We start from the raw sequence: 20747 nt of genomic DNA, 5'->3' as shown, positions 1-20747 counted from the left end.
TGGTCACCCGGGTTCACGATGGTGTGACAACCCACAGACCACAGGAGGCATCGTGTCCCAGCTTCAGGCGCTAAGCGCAGTGGAAATAACCTCGCTGATCCGCTCCGGCCAGCTCTCGGCCCGAGAAGCATTGGCCAGTCATATCGACCAGATTCAGAAGGTCAACGAGCCGATCAACGCTGTGGTCATCACGGACTTCGAGCGTGCCGCCGAGGCGGCCGCCGCCGCCGATGAGGCCCAAGCCCGCGGCGCAGAACTTGGCCTGCTCCATGGGTTGCCCATGACCCATAAGGACACCTTTAACACCGCCGGGCTGCGCAGCACCCAGGGCTCGCCCGCCCTCGCCGAGAACGTACCGGAACGCGATGACCTGCAAATCGCACGGCTCAAGGCCGCCGGGGCCATCCGCACGGGTAAAACCAACGTCCCGGAGTTCGGCGCCGGCTCACACACCTTCAACGAGGTCTTCGGCACGACCACCAACCCCTACGCCACCGACAAGTCCGCCGGCGGCTCCTCCGGAGGCGTGGCGGCAGCCATCGCCGCACGGATCCAACCACTGGGCGATGGATCGGATATGGGCGGTTCGCTGCGTATCCCGGGCAGCTTCTGCAACGTCTTCGGCTTCCGGCCCTCCTACGGCGTCATCCCGCTGAGCGCACCGAATAACGCACATGCCTGGCTCGCCCGCTCCGGCCCGATGGCCCGCACGGTCGCCGACGTGGCACTGTTCATGCAAGCTAGCGCCGGTAACGACAAGATCCACACGGGCAACACCCTCAGCGGCCAAGACTTTGCCGCCCTTCACCCCGAACTCAAGGGCGCGCGGATCGGGTACAGCTTCGACTTCGGTCTCAACGTCCCGGTGGAGCCGGAAGTCATCGAGGTGCTGCGCGGCCAACTGGCCGTATTCGAACAGGCCGGGGCCATCCTTGAGGAAGCCACCATCGATTTCAGCGATGCCGACGAGGTCTTCTCGGTCACCCGAGCCTTCGACTTCGCCACCGGGCTGGGCAGCTTGGTGCGCGAGCATCCGGAGCTGGTCAAGCCCGAGGTGATTTGGAACGTCAACAAGGGGCTGGCATTGGATGCAGATGCCATGATCAGCGCAGCCGCGGCTCGCACCCGGTTGGGCGAGGCGGTAGGCAGCTACTTCGAACGCTTCGATTTCTTCCTCTCGCCGGCCGCCCAGGTGCTGCCCTTCGACGCCAGCTGGCGATACCCCGAACAGATCGCCTCGGTCCCTTCGGAAACATACCTGGATTGGATGCGCTCGGCCTGCCTGCTCTCGGCCACGAGTCTGCCGGTGATCGCCATGCCCGGTGGTTTCACGGCCTCCGGCTTGCCGGTGGGCTGGCAGTTGGCCGCAAACCACTACCGCGATGTCGAACTTCTCAATGCCGCCGCCGGTTATGAAGAAGCCACCCACTTTGCCGATCGCGCCCCGGCGCTAGCCCAGCTCGATACGGAGGCCGCCCAATGAACCCGGAGAAGACCAACAACAGCGGGCCACTGAGCGGGTACACCGTCATCGACCTGACCCGGGCGCTCGCCGGACCGCACGCCGGGATGATGCTCGGCGACCTCGGCGCCGATGTCATCAAGGTCGAATCGGCCACCGGCGATGACACTCGAGGTTGGGGTCCGCCCTTCGTCGGGCCCGAGGATGAGCGCATCTCCACGTACTTCATGTCCTGCAACCGCAATAAGCGTTCGATCACCCTCGACCTGAAGTCACCCGAGGGCAGCGAGCAATTGGCCGAGCTGGTGCGCCGCGCCGACGTACTTTTGGAGAATTTCCGTCCCGGGGTATTGGACCGGCTCGGATTCACCGAAGAACGCCTCACCGAGCTGAACTCGAGCCTCGTGGTGCTCTCCATCAGCGGCTTCGGCCACGACGGGCCCGAGGCCTGGCGAAGTGGCTACGACCAGATCTTGCAAGGTGAGGCCGGTTTGATGTCGCTGACCGGTTCCTCACCCGAGGACCCGCAACGCGTGGGCGTACCCATCGCCGACCTGCTGGCCGGCATGTATGGTGCCTTCGGGGTGCTCGCCGCGCTACTCGAGCGCGAACGCACCGGGCGCGGGCAAGTGGTCCGCACCTCGCTGCTGGCCGCCGTTGTCGGTGTCCACGCCTTCCAAGGTACGCGGGCCACGGTGGCCGGTGAAGTCCCGGCAGCGCAGGGAAATCATCACCCCTCGATCGCACCCTACGGACTATTCCGCAGCGCCGATGGGTTCGTGCAGATCTCGGTGGGTAGCGAAAAACTGTGGGCGGCCTTTGCCACCGAATTCCAGATCCCTACCGCCGGGTTCGAAACCAACGCCGACCGTGTAGCACGGCGTGCCGAGCTGATTCAGGCGGTGGAAGCGGTCTTCATGACCCTCGACACCGCGACGCTGCTCGAACGGCTGGGCGCCGCGGGCATTCCCGCCGGAATCGTGCGTAGCCTCGATGAGGTCTACGCCTGGGATCAGGTCCGCAGCCAGGGATTGCTGCTGGATGTGGCCCACCCGGTTCTCGGACAGGTGCAGTTGCCGGGTCCACCACTGCGTTTCTTCCGCGACGGCGAAGAGCAAACTCGTCGTGAGCACACGCCACCTCCCGGCCTGAACGAACATGCCGCCCAGATCCAACAGTGGCTCGCTGGCACCGCGGCGGTGGGCAACCGGCCGGGGGAGCGGTCATGAACGCAACCAGCCAGCGCATTCGGCGGATTAGCGCCCGGGACATGATCGACGCGGTGCTCGACCCTGGGTCCTTTGAAAGCTGGGATGCTCCCGCGGATTATTCTTACGCGGATAGTCAGTACGCCAGCCAGCTGGCCGCGGCTGCTGCCAAGAGCGGGCACGACGAATCGGTAATCACCGGCACCGGGCGTATCGCCGGGCAGCAGGTTGCCGTGGTGCTCAGCGTCTTTGACTTCTTAGCCGGTTCGATCGGCAACGCCGCCGCAGATCGGATCGTCGCGGCATTGCACAAGGCAACCTCGCTGGGTCTGCCGGTGCTGGCTTCCCCGGCCTCGGGCGGCACCCGGATGCAGGAGGGCACCCCGGCCTTTGTCGCCATGGTGCGTATCTGCGCGGCCGTGCGCGCCCATAAGCAGGCTTCGTTGCCCTACCTCGTGTATCTGCGGGATCCGACTACCGGCGGGGCAATGGCCTCTTGGGGCACCCTGGGGCATATCTCCGTGGCCCAGCCCGGGGCGTTGCTGGGCTTCCTCGGCCCGCGCGTATACGAAACCATCTACCATGAGCCATTCCCAAGCGGTGTGCAGCAGGCCGAGAATCTCTACGCACAGGGGCTGATCGACGCGGTGCTTCCGGTCGAGCAGCTGGCCGAGATCGTGCGCGGAATCCTGCGCATTCTCGCCCCGGCCACGGCCCGCAGCGGGCAGGACCCGGCGGATCTGCTGATTGACGAATCCGTGGACCGGGAGCTGGATCAGGACGCCGTGTGGCGCAGCGTCGGACACACCCGCCACCCGCGACGACCGGGCGTGCGCCATGTCATCAAATACGCAGCCAGCGACGCCCTGCAACTCTCGGGCACCGGGCAGGGAAAGCACGACGACCGGATGTATTTGGGGCTCGCCCGATTCGATGGGCAACCCTGTGTGCTGGTGGCGCAGGATCGCGACCCGAGCACCGCCGCACCCTTGGGTGCCGCCTTCCTGCGTGAGGCCCGCCGCGGGGCCGAGCTGGCCAGTGGTCTGGGGTTACCGCTGTTGACCGTGATCGACACCGAGGGTGCGGCACTATCCAAACAGGCCGAGGAAGAAGGCCTGGCCGGGCAGATCGCCCGTTCGATCAGCGCACTGATCGGACTCGAGGCACCCAGCGTGTCCCTGCTCCTCGGGCAGGGAACCGGTGGCGGCGCCTTGGCGGTGCTCCCGGCCGACATCACCCTCGCGGCCGAACACGCGTGGCTCTGCCCGTTGCCGCCGGAAGGGGCCAGCGCGATCCTCTACCGCGACACCGAGCATGCCGCCGAACTGGCACACGCACAAAAAGTCGATGCCTTCGCCCTGCGCCGGGCCGGCATCGTCGAACGCATTATTGCCGAGCCGGAACCGGCCACCCGCTACCCACGCCACTTCGCGCAGCGCATCGGGGCCGCGCTGGCCGGAGCGTTGGCCGATGCCGCAGCAACTCCTGCGGCAATGCGGGCCCCGGCGCGTGCACTGAAGTATGCTTCGGTGCGATAGCACGCAGTGGTGGTGAAAGGTGAAACGCATGCCCCGGGAGCCGGAACTGAACGACCTGCAACGCAATATTATTGCCGCGCTACAGGTCGATGGCCGGGCCACCTGGCGCAAGATTGCCACCGTACTCGGGGAACCTGAACGCACCGTGGCCCGCTACGGGGCAAGCCTGCTGGCCGAACGCAAGGTGGTCGTCGCGGCCATGCGGCAACACTCTTCGGCGATGATCGTGGCCTTCAAATGCGCCCCGGGCACCGCCCAGCTGGCGTGCGAATCGTTAGCCCAGCGTAACGACACGAGCTACAGCTACATGCTCACCGGGCAGAACGACGTGGTGGCCGAACTGCATTACGACGGGGACGTGACCGAAACACTGACCTTGCAACTGCCTGCCACACCAGGGGTCAGGCAGTACGTGGCCTACCCGGTACTGAAGTTCTTCAAAACCATCCGCGCGTGGACGGCCGGGGACCTGACCGAAACGCAGCGCCGTGCGCTGGCGCCAGAGGTTACCGGCGAGCCCCGCAACCTACCGGACTTCGAAGAACTCTCGGCCACCGACAACCTCATTATTTCCACCTTGGCGCAGGACGGGCGGGCCAGCATCGAGTCCATCGCTCGGCAGGTCAAACTCGGTGAATCCACCGTCTCGAGGCGCCTGGATTGGCTGTTGCGCAGCAGACAATTGAGCATTCGCGCACTCGTGGAGCCGGCGTTGCTGGGCCGTCCGGTCGAGGCCCTGCTCTGGGTGCAGACCTCGCCGCGCCACTTAGAGGATCTCGGTCAGCGTCTGGCCGTGCTCCCCGAGGTGCGCTACGCCGCGGCCGTGGCCGGCGACTGCCAGCTCATCGTGGATGTCACCGTGCGGTCGCAGGCCGACCTGTATCGCTTCATCTCGCACGCTACCTGGGGAGAGCAACTCGCCCAGGTGAAGACCTCGATGGTGGTCCAAGCCCGCAAGCGCGGTGGCCGGAAGCTGGTCTAGTTCGCGCCTAAGCCCAGCGCCTGCTCCAAGGTCGTATCGGCGAAATCGGCCGGGGACAGTACCTCACTGGTGACATAACGCCCGGTGAGAGCGATCCGTGGGTTAGTGCCCAAGACCTTGGCCCCGAGCGTGGCTAGCGCGGCCGGGACCGGCAATCCCGGTAGTCCGGCGGCTTCGCGTAGCACCCGCATCAGCTGTTCGTTGCGCACCGGCTCCGGGGCTGCGGCGTGGATCAGTTCGGCCTCGATCCGGGTGGATTGAAGCCCGAGCAGGGTGCGGATCAGACGCAACCAGTCGGGCAGGCTGATCCAGCTCATCCACTGCTCGCCGGTGCCCAGGGCGCCGCCCATTCCGGTATGCACCAGGGCTTGCAGCGGGGTCAATAGCGGGGCATCGGGGTGCATCACCAGCGAGGTGCGCACAATGTGCTTTGATTCCGCGTTGATCCGTGCATCGCTGAAGGCCGCTTCCCAGTCGCGGGCCACTTCGGTCATCTCGTCGAGGGCGCCTTCGGCCGCCGTGCGCGGTGGGGTCGACCGCTCGGTGTAGCGGTTTTGTTTCCCGTTGCCGAAGATCGCGGTGGTGCTGGCCTGCACCCAGGTGCGCAACGGCTGCTCCGCGGCCGCGGCAGCCTCAGCCAAGACGCGTGTCGCGCGCACGCGCGAGTTGCGCAGAAGTTCGAGATTCTCCGCCGTATTGGCCACATCCACGCGGGCGCCGGCGAGATTAACCAGGTGCACTCCGCCATGTAGCGCATGGGCCCACGGACCGAGGTGCGCTCCATCCCAGGGAAGCTGCTCGGCCGGAAAATTCTCTTCGAGGCTTCGGGTGAGTACTCGAACCTGGTGCCCGCGGCAGATCAAATCCGCCGCAAGGTTGCGCCCGAGGAAGCCACGGCCCCCGGCAATGACCACCTGCTCGCCGTCGGTGGAGGTACGCGCCGCCGAGGGCACCATGCGGTAGAGCCGGGCGGCCGCCACGGAGAAGTCGCGGCACAGGGCGTTGGCCACGGTGAGTTTGAAGACGCTGGTGCCCGGACCGGACAGCGCCACGGTGAAGGACAGCCGTGCGCCACCGGTTTCCTCGGCTACCTGCCAGCGCAAAATCATCCGTCCGCCGGGCTGCGGCTGGGTAAATTCCACCAGGCGTTCGCGTTCATTGCGCCGGGTAATGGAGCCGGACGGGGCGGTGGACGTATGGAGCGGACCGAAAAGGCGCCCCGGAGGAAGCAGATCGACCTTGTTGCCGGCCAGATGCCCGGCGTCATGGACCACGAAGCCATTGAAGCTCTTCATCCATTCACCGGTGCGTGCCAGGTCCCCGACCACGGCAAAGACCGCATCGGGCTCGAGCGCGACAAATTGTGTAGCGGTGCGCGTGAAGGAATTCAGCGCCTCGGGTAGCTGGTATCGCATGTCACCATCCCTCATCGTAGGTCCACTGCCTAGCCTACTGTGCAGGAACAGAAACGGCCTCGGGGATTGCTCCCCGAGGCCGAATCGTTGCAGTGTGCGTTACGTACTAGACGCGCACGGTGCCATTGACTTCGCGTTCCATAGCCGAGAACTCCTCGTCGATGGTTGCGTTTTCACGCCAGGTGGCCTTGGAAACCAGCCAGGTGACCAACAGGTTCAGTGCGAAGCCCGGAACGATTTCGTACATCGCCCCGGACAGAGCGGCAATATTGCCCCAGACGAAGACCACCACGGCACCGGTGATCATACCGGCGAAGGCGCCCACGGCGGTGAGCTTGCGCCAGTAGAGGCTCAGCAGCACGATCGGTCCGAAGGCGGCGCCGAATCCGGCCCAGGCGAAGGAAACAAGTTTCAGAATCGAGGAGCTTGAATCTAACGCCAGCAGTGCGGCGATGACCGCGATGATCAGCACGCAGGCGCGGCCCATGAGCACCAGGGTCTTCTGGCTCGCCTTGCGGCCGGCGATGTTGTAGAGGTCCTCGACCAGAGCCGAGGAGCAGACCACTAGCTGCGAAGACATGGTCGACATGATCGCGGCGAGCACCGCGGCCAGCACCAAACCGGCCACGAACGGGTGGAAGAAAGTCTGCGAGAGCAACAGGAAGACGGTCTCACTGCTGCTCTTGTCGAGCGGGTCATCGGAGAAGATCGCGATACCGACCAGAGCGGTGACCACGGCACCCAGGGTGGTCAGGAGCATCCAACCGATACCGATACGGCGTGCGGTTTTTGCTTCACCCGGGGTGCGCAATGCCATGAAACGCACCAGGATGTGCGGCTGACCGAAGTAGCCAAAGCCCCAGGCCGCGGTGGAGAAGATCGCCACCACGGCAAGGAGGGCGTTGGTGTCATGGAAGGAGGAGAACAGATCGAAGGCGATCGGGTTGGCACCGGTGATGCGATCGGCAAGCGAACCAATGTCGCCGCTGCGGAAGAAGGCCACGACCGGCACCGCGATCAGGGCGGCAAACATCAAAATGCCCTGGACCATATCGGTGAGCGAGGCACCGAGGAAGCCACCGAAGAGCGTGTAGAGCAAGGTGATGCCCGCGACGAAGAACATTCCCGAGAGGTAGGGCCAGGCAAAGGTGGACTCGAAGAATTTGCCCGCCGCGACCATACCGGAGGAGACGTAGAAGGTGAAGAAGGCCAAGATGACCAACGAGGAGGTGATGCGCAACAGGTGCGAGCGATCCTTCAGGCGCTTTTCGAAGTAGCTCGGGATCGTAATGGCTTCCTGAGCGATAGCGGTGTAGGAACGCAGCCGTGGGGCGACGAACTTCCAGTTCAGCCAGGCACCGATGATCAGGCCGATAGCAATCCAGGCGGCGTGCATGCCGCCAAGGTAGACCGCGCCGGGTAGACCCATGAGCAGCCAACCGGACATATCGGAGGCGCCAGCGGACAGCGCTGCTACCGAAGGCCTGAGCCCACGGCCGGCGAGCATGTAGTCGTCAATGTCGTTGGTGCGCTTATATGCGATGTAGCCGATGCCGAGCATTGCGGCCATATAGATGACAATCGCAATCATCTGGAATGTGGAGTCGGACATGATTCCCTCTGTTGGCGGATAGCGTGAGGCACGCCGCAAAAGTGTGCGAGAACCTACTATGGCACCAATCACAGCGAATGTCTCGCCGAGGGAGATACTTCGTTACCATTTCGTGACCTGATTGTGGATCTCTTCGCGTACCGCCTGGATGGCGGGGGAGCGCTCCGAGGAATGGCGCATGGCGGTGAAGATCGTACGCACCGGCGCGCCGGGCAAATCCACGAGCCGCGCCGGGCGCCGACCCACTGCTTCGGGCCGGTGCGCGGTCAGTAGGTCGGGCAGAAAAGCGGCGGCCAGTCCGGACTCGACCAGCTGCACATGTGCCTGCAGATCGGCCGTCTCATACCGCACCTCCGGTTCGAAGCCCGCGGTGCGGCAAGCCTCCTCGGCGAAGTGTCGGCTAGAGGTGCCGCGCGGCTCCATAACCCAGTGCATGCCAGAGGCCTGGGCCAGCGAAGTGATCTTGGCAGCCGAGGCCTGCGGTGGCAGGGCCAGACGCAAGGGGTCGTGAGTCAGCGTGCGTCGATCCAGATTCTCGAAATGCGGTGCGGCATGGGCCGGGTACTGCTCGGCGATCACCAGATCGAAATTTCGCGCACTGGTTTCGCGCATTGCCTTAGCTGGCTCGTGGTGCGTCATTTCTACCCGCAGATTGGGGTGGTCGATCGCCAGTTGGGTCAGCACCGGGGGCATGATCGCCAGCATGGCGGTCTGGAAGGCCGCGAGGCGTACCGTACCGGCCACCGAAGAGAGGGTGGCGGCCAGATCCGACTCGGCGCGTTCCATGGAATCCAGCAGCTGTTCGGTGTGCGCCACGAGAACCTGCGCCTGCGGGGTTAACTGCAGGGTGCGTCCGGCGCGACGCAGAAGTGGAACGCCGGCTTCGGCCTCGAGCAGGCTTAGCTGTTGCGAGACCGAGGAAGGGGAATAGCTCAGCACGTCGGCCACCTCGGAAATAGTTCCGCGGACACTCAGCTCCTGCAGAAGGCGCAGGCGTCTTAACTCCAGCATGTGATCTATACCTCTTTTTACTAGTCGGACTGGCAAAATTTAGCGCTTCGATGGCGCGAATTTGGCGCAGATTCGCGGGGCAACACGCCTAGGTCAAACACTTTAGCAATCCCGAACGAAATCGTTCAGGTTTGTTCACTTTTCCTAAACCTAGCATGGGGTTCATACTCTTATCAGCACACAGCTTCTTTGCAGTTGATGGCCAAGGAAAAACCGGGATGCCCACGATGGATACCGGTCATCAGCACGGCACATGCACGGCAATCGAAACCCGCCAGTCACGCAAGACGCCCCCGGTGCCACAGATCCCGAATACGCAAAGAAAGGTAGGCGCATAATTGTCCGCGACCTCCGCTGAGAACCAGAGCGTTCCCCCGGCCCTCGACGCCGAGGGCAACCCATTGACCGCTCCCGCCGAGTTGGCCGATGAGGCCATCGCACTGGTTCGCCATTGGCTCACCGAAGCCGCCAAGATCCCCGCCGACGCCTCGGGCGCCCGGTTGGCTGGCGTGCTGAAGGACCCGAATGGACTGGACTTCACCGTCGGCTTCGTCGACGGGGTCATTCGCCCGGAGGACCTGCAGGTGGCCGCGGCCAACCTGAAGGCTCTGGCTCCGAAGGTACCGGGCTTCCTGCCGTGGTACATGCGTAAGGCCGTGGCCTTGGGAGGCGCCATGGCGCCGATCATGCCCGGCGTGGTCGTGCCGATCGCCCGCAAGGTGCTGCGCGAAATGGTCGGGCACTTGATCATTGACGCCTCGGACGCAAAGCTTGGCAAGTCCATCGCCAAGATCAAGCGCGAAGGCGTGAACCTGAATGTGAACCTGCTCGGCGAAGCCATTCTGGGCCAGGGCGAAGCTTCCCGCCGTCTGGAGGGCACCAAGAAGCTGCTCGCGCGTGACGACGTGGATTACGTCTCCATCAAGGTTTCTTCCACCGTGGCCCCGCATAACCACTGGGCATTCAACGAAGCCGTGGAGCACATCGTGGAGAAGTTGCGCCCGCTCTACGAGCTGGCCAACAACCACCCGAAGAAGAAGTTCATCAACCTGGACATGGAAGAGTTCAAGGACCTTGAACTCACCATCGCCGTGTTCACCAAGATCCTTTCGCTGCCCGAATTCAAGCAGCTATCGGCCGGCATCGTCCTGCAGGCCTACCTGCCCGATGCGCTGGGCGCAATGATGCAGCTGCAGGAATTCTCCGCCGCCCGCGTGGCCGATGGAGGAGCCCCGATCAAGGTGCGCGTGGTCAAGGGCGCCAACCTGCCCATGGAAACCATGGAAGCCGACGTCCACGGTTGGCCGCTGGCCACCTGGAGCACCAAACAGGATTCCGACACCAGCTACAAGGCCGTGCTGGAGTACTCGCTGCGCCCGGGCCACGTGGAAAACGTGCGCATCGGCGTCGCCGGGCACAACCTGTTCGACATTGCGCTGGCTTGGCTGCTGGCCAAGGCCCGCGGGGTACAGCACGGCATCGAATTCGAAATGCTGCTCGGTATGGCTACCGGCCAGGCCGAAGCCGTACGCCGCGACGTCGGTGACCTCCTGCTCTACACCCCTGTTGTGCACCCGAACGAGTTCGATGTGGCTATCGCCTACCTGATTCGCCGCCTCGAGGAAGGCGCCAGCCAGGAGAACTTCATGTCGGCCGTGTTCGAACTGGAAAAGAACGAGGCCCTGTTCGAGCGCGAGAAGAACCGCTTCCGCTCCTCGCTGGCCGCGCTGACCACCCGGGTGCCAAGCTCCAACCGCGTGCAGAACCGCAACGCCCGTGACGAGATCATCGAGGCTAAGGTCGACGCCTTGGCCGCCGGCGAAGGTGCCTTCTTCAACACCCCGGACACTGATCCGGATTTGGCCGCTAACCGTGCCTGGGGCCGCGAAATCCTCGCCAAGATGGAAAACTCCACCCTCGGTGCCGACCTGGTCAAGGCCAACACCTTGGACAACGCCGCCGAACTGGATGAAGCCATCGCCATGGGTGTGGATGCTTCGGCAGACTGGCAGGAGCTCGGTGCGCACCGCCGCGCCGAAATCCTGCACAACGCCGGACGCATCTTCGAGCAGCGTCGTTCGCTGATGCTCGAGGTCATGGGATCCGAGTGCGGCAAGACCATCGACCAGGGTGACCCGGAAGTTTCCGAGGCCATCGACTTCGCGCACTACTACGCCGAGCGTGGCCGCGAACTTGAGCAGGTCGACGGTGCCACCTTCGTGCCCTCGAAGCTGACCCTGGTGACCCCGCCGTGGAACTTCCCGATGGCCATCCCAGCCGGCTCCACGCTCTCCGCGCTGGCCGCCGGATCCGCCGTGATCATCAAGCCGGCCAGCCAGGCGGCCCGTATCGGCGCCATGATGGTGCAAGCACTGTGGGACGCCGGCGTACCTAAGGACGTGCTGCAGCTGGTCTTCGTGGCCAACCGCGACCTGGGCAAGCAGCTGGTGGCCGATGAGCGTGTGGACCGCCTGATCCTCACCGGCGGCTACGAGACCGCGGAACTGTTCCGCTCCTTCCGCAAGGATCTGCCGCTGTTGGCGGAAACCTCGGGCAAGAACGCGCTGATCGTGACCCCGAACGCCGACCTGGATCTCGCCGCCAAAGACGTGGTGCAATCTGCCTTCGGCCACGCCGGACAGAAGTGCTCGGCCGCCTCGCTGGTAATCCTCGTTGGTTCCGTGGCCGAATCGCGCCGTTTCAACAGCCAGCTCATCGACGCGGTCAAGTCGCTGAAGGTCGGCTACCCGTGGAACCCGGAAACCCAGATGGGTCCGGTCATCGACAAGCCGGGCGAGAAGCTGATGCGCGGGCTGACCACCCTCGGCGAGGGGGAGCGTTGGGAACTGAAGCCTCGCGCCCTGGACGATTCGGGCAAGCTGTACTCCCCGGGCGTGCGCTATGGCGTCAAGCGCGGTAGCGAGTACCACCTGACCGAGTACTTCGGACCGATCCTCGGTGTGATGACCGCCGAGACCCTGGAAGAAGCCGTCGAGATGGTCAACGAGGTCGACTTCGGCCTGACCAGTGGCCTGCACTCGCTGGACGCCGATGAGATCGGCTACTGGCTAGAGCACATCCACGCCGGTAACCTCTACGTGAACCGCGGAATCACCGGGGCCATCGTTCAGCGTCAGCCTTTCGGTGGTTGGAAGAAGTCGGCCATCGGCGCCGGCACCAAGGCCGGTGGCCCGAACTACCTGATCGGTATGGGTAGCTGGCGCGACGCCGAGGTGACCGAAACCGCCGCGCTCTCCGGCTTCGCCCAGCGCCTGCTCGAGGTCGCCGCACTGCCGGCCGAGGACGAGGCCTGGCTGCGTGCCGCTCTGGGCAGCGATGCCAAGTGGTGGGCCGAGGAGTTCAACACCGCGAAGGACCGTTCCGGACTGTTGGCCGAACGCAACGTCTTCCGCTACCGCCCGATGGACGTCACCGTGCGTTACGAGCAGGCCAGCAGCGATCACGGTATCGCCGAGGCCCTGCGCGTTACCGCCGCCGGTGTGCAGGCAGGTTCCCAGGTCGTGCTCTCCAGCTCCACCGAGCTGCCGGGCACGGTACGTAACCTGTTGAGCGAGCATTCGGTGACCGTGGTGGTCGAGGATGCCGAGGCATTCGCCGCCCGCGCCGCCGGCCTGGCCGCGAAGACCGGCCCGGACTCGGCCGCCCGGATCCGCCTCATCGGTGGTTCCGCCGCTGCGGTGGCCGAGGCGACCGACGGCAAGCCAGATGTGGCCGTCTACGCTTCGCCGGTCACCGGGTCCGGCCGCGTGGAAATGCTTCCGTTCCTGCACGAGCAGGCCGTATCCATCACCGCGCACCGCTTCGGTACCCCGAACCACCTCAGCGATGAGCTGATCTAGGTTCCCTTACTGCGCCTCGCGCGCACTTGCTGAAAGCCGATCTCCGGCCGGTTACGCACCGGCCGGAGATCGGCTTTTGTCTTCTGCCTACGCCCTACATCTTTTAGTGGGTAACGGGCGTACACTTCGACTAGGTGGTTCCACTGGCCTTGAAGAAGGGAAGGTCGTGCTGGATCGACCACACCGACCACTATTTTCGTTCCGTGAACCGTATTCGACGGCTGGCGACTGGACGATCTGTTGGGCCAGCGGCGTACGCCGGGCACCGATGAGTCCGTCACTCGCGTGGCCACGGTGAACGCCGCCGCGATGAAGAAGGAACCATGGACAAGCCCACCCAGTGCCCGCGCTGTTACCGACAGCCAATCGTTGAAACCGAAACCCGACGCTATATTGACGACGAGAACCAAGACCAGCGCTGGGATCAACATGCTCAGCACGACGCCGAACAGCGTCAAGATCTGCGTGTGACGATGCGTGAGATGCTGTGGAGCTGCCCGACCTGCGGATGGAAAAAGGTTGCCTACAGCGCCAATGAACCCAACCTGGGACCGGAGAACCGGGTCGGACGGTAACCGGCCGGCTACTCTTGCATGGTGGTTCGGCGACGTACCAGCGCGTCAGCCAACCCGGCCAGTAGCGCCGGCAGGATGTAACGAGCCATCGTGATCAGCGTGAAGGTGCTCAAGGACATTCCGGCCGAAGCGGTCAGCGCCAGCACAACGAACCCCATGCCCAGTCCACTGGCCAGGCCCGTGAGCCACCCGGCCAGCGATCGTCCACGCACAATGAACCATCCGGTCAAGCTCAGCAGTGGAAGCAACAGGCCCCAGGTGGTGAAGTAGCCGCCATAGGCCCCCGACAGATCCAAGGCCGCGGCCACAAACCAGTCACCGTATTCCACGGTGCCAAGCACCGGTGCCTTCAACGCGATATCGAGTAGCAACGACAGCAGGATCAGACCCGTACCGGCGATTTTCTGGGTGCGGCTGGCAGGTAAGAGCCACATGGCGGCCAAGGTTAGACAGCGCACCGTCCAGAGGGAACCGATGATCAGTGGGCTCGGGCCATAGACGATGTGGGCCATGGCGAGCATGGTTGAGCCAGCTAACCCAACCAATGTCGCGAGCCAGACGATGACGGTCGCTGCGGGCAGGTGAATGCGGTTACGGCTTTCGGTCACCATAGAAGTTTAGCCAGCATTCCTTAGAGCTGTATTTGCAGGGCCTTCTTAATCGACAGGGTGCCTTCGGTATGCATCACCGCGCGGCGGTAGATGCGCTCGGCGAAACGTAAAACGACCCAGCAACTTAGCGCCATGATCCCTAAGGAGAGGGCCGGTTCCCACCACGGAACTTCGCCGGAGAGCAAGCGAATTGGCATGGCCACCGACGAGGCAATGGGGATATAGGAGGCGATGACCAACAACTGCCCCGAGGCGTATAGTCCAAGGAACAGCACCGCCATGAGCACCGCAATGATCGGGCCGGAGGACTGCTGAAGATCCTCGGTGCGTGTGGCCAAGGATCCCAGTGCGGCCCAGACACCGGCCAGCAACAGGAACCCACCGAGGAAAAACACCACGAACCAGCCGGCTACCTGCGAGACCACGCCAAGGAATGGTAGCTCGATGGGGGAGAGGTAGGCCGCCGCGAGTCCGATCGCGAGGAACAACAATAGTTGCAGCAACGCCAGGACCACGTTGCCAAGGATTTTCCCGGCCAATAGCTGTCGTAACGGGATCGCGCTGGCGAGGATTTCCACCACACGGTTCTGTTTCTCTTCGATCACCGAGTTGGCGATGGGCATACCAAACATCAGCGAGGCCATATAGAACAGGAAGGAGAAAATAAGCGCCATGGCGCGCACCATCGAGCTACGGTCGGCATCACCATGCAGTTGCGCAACGCGTAGGTCCGAGGCGCGCGGCAACTCGGCATCCGCAACGCCCTGCTGCTGGAGTAGTTGCTCGGTCAGTACGGTGCTCAGCGAGTCGCCAATGAGTGCGCGTAGCTCGCCGGGTACCGCGTCCTTGCCCGTGAGCGTGTAGCGCCCTTGGTCATCAGTGCCGAGTAACGCCGTGACCTGCTCCTGCTCGAGTCGCTGCTCGGCGGCTGACTGCGCCATGCGAAGAATGGAGAGGTCAATCCCCTCCGGCTGGGTATCGCGGGCTTCGGTGAGCACCTGGAAACTGGTTTCGTCGGTGGCGATCACCGAATAGCTTGCGGTCCGGGACGATAGCACCCCGGCGACTACGATCGAGCCGATAATCAGAGCGAGGGTGCCCAAGGTGGTGAGAACGAAGGCCTTATCTCGTACTTTGGTTTCGATTTCGCGAAGCGCCACGAGGCGCCACCCGGTGCGTGGGTTCACTGGATAACCTCTCGGTAGATATCGGCCAGCGACGGCCGGTACACGGCGAATTCGTGCACGGCCCCGCGCCGCACCGCGCAGCCGAGTACTCGTTGAGCTTCTTGGGGGTTGGCAAAACTTACCAGTGCCTCGGGGCCGGAGAGGTCGATAACCTCGACTCCGGGCTCTTCGCGCAGCCACCCGGCATCGGACCCCAAATGTAGCCGGTGGCGATGTGCTTGTTCGGCGCGTAGTTGCTCGGCCGGGGCGTCGGCCAGGATGCGACCCTCTTGGATAATCACCAGGTGGTCGACCAGCGCGTCGAGCAGATCCAGCTGGTGCGAAGAAAAGAGCACCGGAACGCCCTGCGCCGCGTAGTCGCGCAGGATCGAGCTCATGGCGTCCACCGCCAAGGGGTCGAGTCCGCTAAATGGTTCGTCGAGGACCAATACCTTAGGGCGGTGTAGCAAGGCGGCGACCACCTGCACGCGTTGCTGATTCCCTAATGACAGCGATTCGAGTTTCGCTGTGGCACGTTCGGCCAGCCCAAAGCGGTCCAGCAGCTCCAAGGCTCGCCTGCGGCAGTCGGCGCGCGAAAGGCCATGGAGTTGGCCCAGATACATCAACTGACGCAACACCGGTTGCTTTGGGTACAGCCCACGTTCTTCGGGCATGTAGCCGAACTCAGGCCGGGTCGATACCGGCAAGCTGCGCCCATCTAGGCGCACCGAGCCACCATGTGCTGCCAACAGGCCCATGATGATGCGCATGGTCGTGGTTTTTCCCGCACCGTTGGCTCCGACGAATCCGGTGAGGGTTCCAGCGGGCACCGAAAAACTGACCTCGTCGAGCACCGTGCGGTCACCGAAGGCACGCGTGATGTTCTCAAGTTCAAGCATCTCGAGGTCCTTTCCGGTGACGGTCGCATGTTCTGTGCACCAGCTTAGGGAGCTTTTTCCTCGGTGGGCTCGCTCTTAAGAATGAAACTATTGGATGAGCCCGGCGCGGTGGGCATACAACACCGCCTGCACCCGGTCGCGAAGTCCGGCCTTGGCCATCAGATTCGATAGGTGCGTCTTCACCGTCGGTTCGCTCAGGCCAAGCGCAACGGCGATTTCCTGATTATTCTTCCCCGTGGCGAGCTCCTGCAGCACTTGCAGTTCTCGCTCGGAAAGGCCTTCGAGGAGCCGCTGCTGTTCGGCGCGTGGGCGGGTACTCTGCTCGGCGACATGACGACGAATCAGTGGCAGCGTGACTTCCGGAGAGAGCAACCCGTACCCCGCGGCTACCTGATGGACGGCGGCGATCAGTGTTTCGGGGTCCGTATTTTTCAGCAGGAATCCGCTGGCCCCGGCGTCGAGCGCCTCGAAGAGGTAGTCGTCGCGATCGAAGGTGGTGAGCACGATGATCTTGCGCGGGCTCTGTGCGGTCAGCCGGGCGGTGGCCGCGATGCCATCGAGGCGGGGCATTTGGATGTCCATGAGTACGACGGAGGGATCGAGCCGTTCGACCAGCTCCAGCGCTTCGGCCCCATCGGCGGCGGTCCCCAGCACCCGAATTTGCGGGTCGGTTTCCAGAATCAATTGCAACGACGAACGAATCAATGGTTGGTCGTCGCAGATCACCACGGTTATTGGGGTCATGTCTGAACTTTATCTGGTGTGCTGTCAGAAACGTCGCGAAGTCGCGCTCGGGTGCGCCAACCGCGCGGAGTGCGTGGCCCAATCTCGACCAGACCGTGGTGCAATGCCGCACGCTCGCGGATGCCGCGTAACCCATAGCCGCCACCGGCGCTGTCGGGACGTGCCGTTCCTTCGTCGGTGACTTCGACCTCCACCCAGGTGCCACCTTCATCGGTGCCAGAGCGCAGGGATAGACGCGCGCTACGTGCCGTGGAATGCCGGCGCACATTGGCCAGAGCCTCCGAACAAATACGGTAAAGCGCCAGCGACAGTCCAGAAGGCAGCCCAGAGAAATACTGCGCACGGTGTTCTGCGGTGGACAGCTCAACGCGCAACCCCAGATCCGCATTCTGCTGTATCAGGCGATCGAGCTGTTGGAGCGAGGGCTCGGGGTGCCGATCACCGTCCGCCGGATCGGCATCCTGACCATGCTCCGTGGAGCGTAGCACCCCGAGCAGGGCACGGGTTTCGGAAACGGCGCTGCGTGCCGAAGACTCGATGCCACGCATCAACTCGCTGGCCTTATCGGGATCTCTTCCCTGGACCATCCGGGCAGCTGAGGCTTGCACGCCCACCGAGGCGATATGGTGGGCGATCACATCGTGTAGTTCGCGGGCAATTCGCAGACGCTCTTCGCTGACCGCTTGGGCGGCCAATTGGTCGGCTTGTTCGGCGATGCGCTGTGCCTGGCTTCGCACCAGCTCGCCGGCATAGGCGTTGGACCAGCTGGTTAGCCCGAGGAAGATCGCCCCGCCAAAATAGAGAATATTAATGGCGAAGGTATAGAGCGGAAAGGCTACCCGCGGCTCCACCGAACCCAGCGAGTTCTCCACCATGGGTACGTCCATGCTTTCAAGCAGGTCGCTGGTGAAGAAGGAGACGATCAGCCATACGGCCATGGCAAGCAGTACCAGGGTCATGGCGGTCCACAACGCCCGGCGGTCCCGGGCCCAAGCCACCGCCGTATAGAGGCCTAGGAAATAGGCCACCTGCGGGCAGAACTGCATCAGCACCGATGCGGTGGGCTGACTCCCACCGAGCATGAAGACCGCCGAACCGATCAGCATCATGCTCACCGGCCAGCGACGGCGAAACATCAGCGGCACGATCAGGGCGACGATGAGCGCAAAGGCTACCGGCCGATCGGCCATCTCGTCGCGCTCGACCATAGAGAGCACGAGCTCCTGCAGGGCCAGGGCCAGCACCAAGAACCCCAAGGCCGCGACGATATCGCGGCGCAGTCCGACGCGGTTAGGGGACGGTCGTTCCCAGTCCTTGGGCGGCAGCGAGGGCATATGCCGGTGCACGAGGTCCACGATGCGGCTCATGGGCAGGTCCTTTCTCGGCGGTGCACGCTCGGTGTCTTCGACTGTACCCGCTCGGAGGTAACAGGTGGCTACGCGATCGTTGTGGGTGCGCGATGCCGTGCTTGGCAGCACAAGTTACTAGCCGGTAATGTGATGGCATGCACATGATTTTCCGAATTCTGCTCACCTACCTGCGGAGCAAGAAAGCCTCGAAGCTCTCCATGTTCGACACCGGTTCGCTACCCATGCGCGCCACGCTGACGGATATCGACTTCGCCGGTCACATCAACAATGGCATGTACTTTTCCATCTTTGATCTCGGGCGCTTCGACCTGATGTTCCGCTCCGGAGTCTGGGACGTGATTCGCAAGAACAAGTGGACTCCGGTGGTACAGGCCGAGACCATCACCTGCCGCAAGTCGGTCAAACTAGGCGCCAAATTCACCCAAGAGACCCGCGTACTTGGCCTGGATGAAAAGTGCATCTACTTTGAACAGCGCATCGTCTGCGACGGGGAAATCTACGCACAGGGCTATATCGCCACGCGGATGCGCGGTCGCAAGGGCGCCGTATCCAATGAGGAGATTATGCAGGCCGTGGGCCTAACGGTCCCCGAGGATCGGGTGGTACCCGAATGGGTGAGTCAATGGCGCGAAGCCAGTGCCCTCCCTGGAGCTCGCAAACCCGCCCCGCACACCTGGCTCGGACGCTAGACCTCTAAGGCATGAACCGCGTCGAGGAAGGCCACGATCTTCTGCGGATCCTTTACCCCACGGCTGCGTTCGACCCCCGAGGACACATCGGCGCCCGCAGCACCCGATAGCTCCAAAGCCTGCACCACATTCTCGGGATCCAAACCGCCGGCCAGCAGAATATTCGAACGCCCCGCGGTCAACTTGCGCGCCGCAGCGTAGTCCCACGCCTCACCACTGCCGGGCACCGAGGCGTCGACCAGAAGCCAATCCTCGCCACGATCTTCAAACACCTGGGCGGCATCGGAGATCCGCACCGCACGCACCACCGTCAACCCGGCTCGCTGTGCCTGCGCTACTTCGGTGGAGGTGCGCTCGCCGTGCAACTGAATCCACGTCAGCCCCGCCGCCTTGGTCTGCTCAATGGCTTGCCGAACCTCCTCATGCCGAAAGACTGCAACCCCGGGGACATGCTCCGGCAGGCCCTGGGCCAGCTGCCGGGCACGTTCGACGCTCACCTGGCGGGGGCTTTCGGTGAGCACAAACCCCACGGCTCGGGCACCGTGCTCGACGGCCACCTGCACGTCGGCCTCGGTGCTCAGGCCGCAAATCTTGGCAAACGGGCTACGCAGGTGCTTCGGCTGGTAGCCACCCGGGGCGTCGGCGCGGATGGCCAGCAGTTCACGAGCGTGCTCGCTGAGCCGCTGATCCTCGGCGCTTACCGGTACCCATGGCGGTACCGGTACCGCGGTGCCCGTTTCATCGCGTGCCACCATCACCGTCAGACAGTAGGTGGTCAGGTTCATTTCGGTTCCCTTGGGGTCACCCGAGCGCACGTGCACGGCCACATGCATGCCCTTGGTGCCGGTATAGACCAAGCGGGCCTCCACCTCGACCAGATCCCCGATAAACAGGGGCCGGTAGAAGCGCACCCCACCGGAGAACACCGCGACCGTCTCACGCTGGCAATAGCGTGCGGCGCAAAGTGCGGCGGCCTCGTCAATCCACTTCATCACGATGCCGCCGTGCACCTTGCCGCCCCAGTTCACATCCGTCGGTGCGGCGAGGAATCGCAACACCACGCGCTCGGCGGTTCCCGCATCGGTATATTCCTGATCCTTCATCGCCGCCACGATCTTCTCGCGGATGCCGATGCGCGCAATGGCACGTTCGCGCATTTCCAGCTGCCATGCCGTGCGCGGCTCGAAGGAGGGCACTTTCGTGGGTTTACCCTGCTCGTCGACGGCCACGAAAATCACCAAACAGGTTGTCGAGGTGACCGAGCGACGCTCGCGCGGATCGCTGAAGGTCACCTCGGTTCGGATGTGCATCGAGGAGGTGCCGGTGTATACGACCGAGGCGGTGACTTCCACGAGGTCCCCGGAGTGCACCGGGTCGGCAAAATGGATGTTGCCAACGTAGGCGGTGACGCAGTAGCTCCCGGCCCAGCCCACCGCTGCGGCATAGGCCGCCTTATCCACCCACTCCAAGACGGTGCCGGCCTCAACCGTGCCGGAAACGCCTACATCTGTGGGGGCGGCAAGAAATCGCAGGGTGATCGAATCGCGTCGGGTGCTAGTGCTCATGGTGCTAGTCTCCGCCAGCGGGCGAGGTCAAACAAACTTT

Annotated in this window: 15 protein-coding genes and 2 pseudogenes; 7 read left to right on the top strand and 10 right to left on the bottom strand. The window is 63.7% G+C overall.

Going from position 1 to position 20747, the window contains the following annotated elements; translation table 11 throughout:
• The first annotated feature begins 49 nt into the window (after positions 1 to 49).
• From ACYU0X_RS14000 to ACYU0X_RS13985, 4 genes are read left to right on the top strand one after another with little or no spacing between them, the layout of a single operon-like run.
• The gene (locus ACYU0X_RS14000) at positions 50 to 1483 is read left to right on the top strand and encodes an amidase (RefSeq protein WP_461902813.1); all 1434 of its coding nucleotides are present in this window, start codon (positions 50 to 52) and stop codon (positions 1481 to 1483) included.
• The gene (locus tag ACYU0X_RS13995) at positions 1480 to 2691 is read left to right on the top strand and encodes a CaiB/BaiF CoA transferase family protein (RefSeq protein WP_461901301.1); all 1212 of its coding nucleotides are present in this window, start codon (positions 1480 to 1482) and stop codon (positions 2689 to 2691) included. Before ACYU0X_RS14000 ends, ACYU0X_RS13995 begins: the two co-directional genes overlap by 4 nt.
• Complete coding sequence (locus ACYU0X_RS13990) at positions 2688 to 4208, top strand: carboxyl transferase domain-containing protein (RefSeq protein WP_461901299.1); 1521 nt, start codon at positions 2688 to 2690, stop codon at positions 4206 to 4208. Before ACYU0X_RS13995 ends, ACYU0X_RS13990 begins: the two co-directional genes overlap by 4 nt.
• A gap of 28 nt (positions 4209 to 4236) precedes the next feature.
• Entirely contained in the window at positions 4237 to 5190 is a 954-nt protein-coding gene (locus ACYU0X_RS13985) for an AsnC family transcriptional regulator (protein ID WP_461901297.1), read from the top strand.
• On the opposite strand, the gene ACYU0X_RS13980 is transcribed toward ACYU0X_RS13985, so the two are convergent.
• From ACYU0X_RS13980 to ACYU0X_RS13970, 3 genes are all read right to left on the bottom strand, one after another.
• A complete protein-coding gene (locus tag ACYU0X_RS13980; protein WP_461901295.1) occupies positions 5187 to 6605 on the bottom strand; it encodes an NAD-dependent epimerase/dehydratase family protein in 1419 nt (472 codons plus the stop codon). The two genes, ACYU0X_RS13985 and ACYU0X_RS13980, sit on opposite strands and share 4 nt — an antisense overlap.
• A 106-nt stretch (positions 6606 to 6711) precedes the next feature.
• On the bottom strand, positions 6712 to 8217 hold the full coding sequence (gene putP, locus ACYU0X_RS13975; RefSeq protein ID WP_461901293.1) for a sodium/proline symporter PutP: 1506 nt from the start codon (positions 8215 to 8217) through the stop codon (positions 6712 to 6714).
• Between the two features lie 102 nt (positions 8218 to 8319).
• Positions 8320 to 9228 carry a LysR family transcriptional regulator gene (locus tag ACYU0X_RS13970; protein ID WP_461901291.1) on the bottom strand — a complete coding sequence of 303 codons (909 nt, stop codon included), beginning with the start codon at positions 9226 to 9228 and terminating at the stop codon, positions 8320 to 8322.
• Between the two features lie 338 nt (positions 9229 to 9566).
• On the opposite strand from ACYU0X_RS13970, the gene ACYU0X_RS13965 reads away from it, so the two are divergent.
• Together ACYU0X_RS13965 and ACYU0X_RS13960 are read left to right on the top strand one after the other, a co-directional pair.
• Positions 9567 to 13088: a proline dehydrogenase family protein gene (locus ACYU0X_RS13965; RefSeq protein WP_461901289.1), complete on the top strand. Its 3522-nt coding sequence runs from the start codon at positions 9567 to 9569 to the stop codon at positions 13086 to 13088.
• A 323-nt stretch (positions 13089 to 13411) separates the two neighbouring features.
• Complete coding sequence (locus ACYU0X_RS13960) at positions 13412 to 13663, top strand: hypothetical protein (protein ID WP_309409229.1); 252 nt, start codon at positions 13412 to 13414, stop codon at positions 13661 to 13663.
• 8 nt (positions 13664 to 13671) lie between these two features.
• On the opposite strand, the gene ACYU0X_RS13955 is transcribed toward ACYU0X_RS13960, so the two are convergent.
• The 5 genes from ACYU0X_RS13955 to ACYU0X_RS13935 form a co-directional block, all read right to left on the bottom strand.
• Complete coding sequence (locus tag ACYU0X_RS13955) at positions 13672 to 14271, bottom strand: hypothetical protein (RefSeq protein WP_461901287.1); 600 nt, start codon at positions 14269 to 14271, stop codon at positions 13672 to 13674.
• 23 nt (positions 14272 to 14294) lie between these two features.
• Positions 14295 to 15461: an ABC transporter permease gene (locus tag ACYU0X_RS13950; protein ID WP_461901286.1), complete on the bottom strand. Its 1167-nt coding sequence runs from the start codon at positions 15459 to 15461 to the stop codon at positions 14295 to 14297.
• Entirely contained in the window at positions 15458 to 16339 is an 882-nt protein-coding gene (locus ACYU0X_RS13945) for an ABC transporter ATP-binding protein (protein ID WP_461901285.1), read from the bottom strand. The genes ACYU0X_RS13950 and ACYU0X_RS13945 overlap by 4 nt, the downstream gene beginning before the upstream one ends.
• An 87-nt stretch (positions 16340 to 16426) precedes the next feature.
• Positions 16427 to 17083 (bottom strand): response regulator, encoded by a 657-nt coding sequence (locus tag ACYU0X_RS13940; protein ID WP_461901284.1) that lies wholly within the window; start codon positions 17081 to 17083, stop codon positions 16427 to 16429.
• Positions 17080 to 18450: a sensor histidine kinase gene (locus ACYU0X_RS13935; RefSeq protein ID WP_461901282.1), complete on the bottom strand. Its 1371-nt coding sequence runs from the start codon at positions 18448 to 18450 to the stop codon at positions 17080 to 17082. The genes ACYU0X_RS13940 and ACYU0X_RS13935 overlap by 4 nt, the downstream gene beginning before the upstream one ends.
• Before the next feature lie 143 nt (positions 18451 to 18593).
• Between ACYU0X_RS13935 and ACYU0X_RS13930 the strand changes: the two genes are divergently transcribed.
• Positions 18594 to 19142, top strand: a complete 549-nt coding sequence (locus ACYU0X_RS13930; protein ID WP_459274039.1) for an acyl-CoA thioesterase — start codon at positions 18594 to 18596, stop codon at positions 19140 to 19142.
• Here ACYU0X_RS13930 and ACYU0X_RS13925 read toward each other — a convergent pair.
• A pseudogene (locus ACYU0X_RS13925) lies at positions 19139 to 19726 on the bottom strand (phosphoribosylanthranilate isomerase); the annotation flags it as partial. The gene ACYU0X_RS13930 and the pseudogene ACYU0X_RS13925 overlap by 4 nt on opposite strands.
• Positions 19727 to 19750: 24 nt before the next feature.
• Positions 19751 to 20707, bottom strand: a pseudogene (locus ACYU0X_RS13920) (acyl-CoA thioesterase); the annotation flags it as partial.
• Positions 20708 to 20747 lie beyond the last annotated feature (40 nt).

The sequence above is a fragment of the Glutamicibacter sp. X7 genome (genome assembly GCF_054889245.1).
Note: the sequence above shows the minus strand (reverse complement) of the source record. Positions and strands in the feature narration are given on the sequence as shown.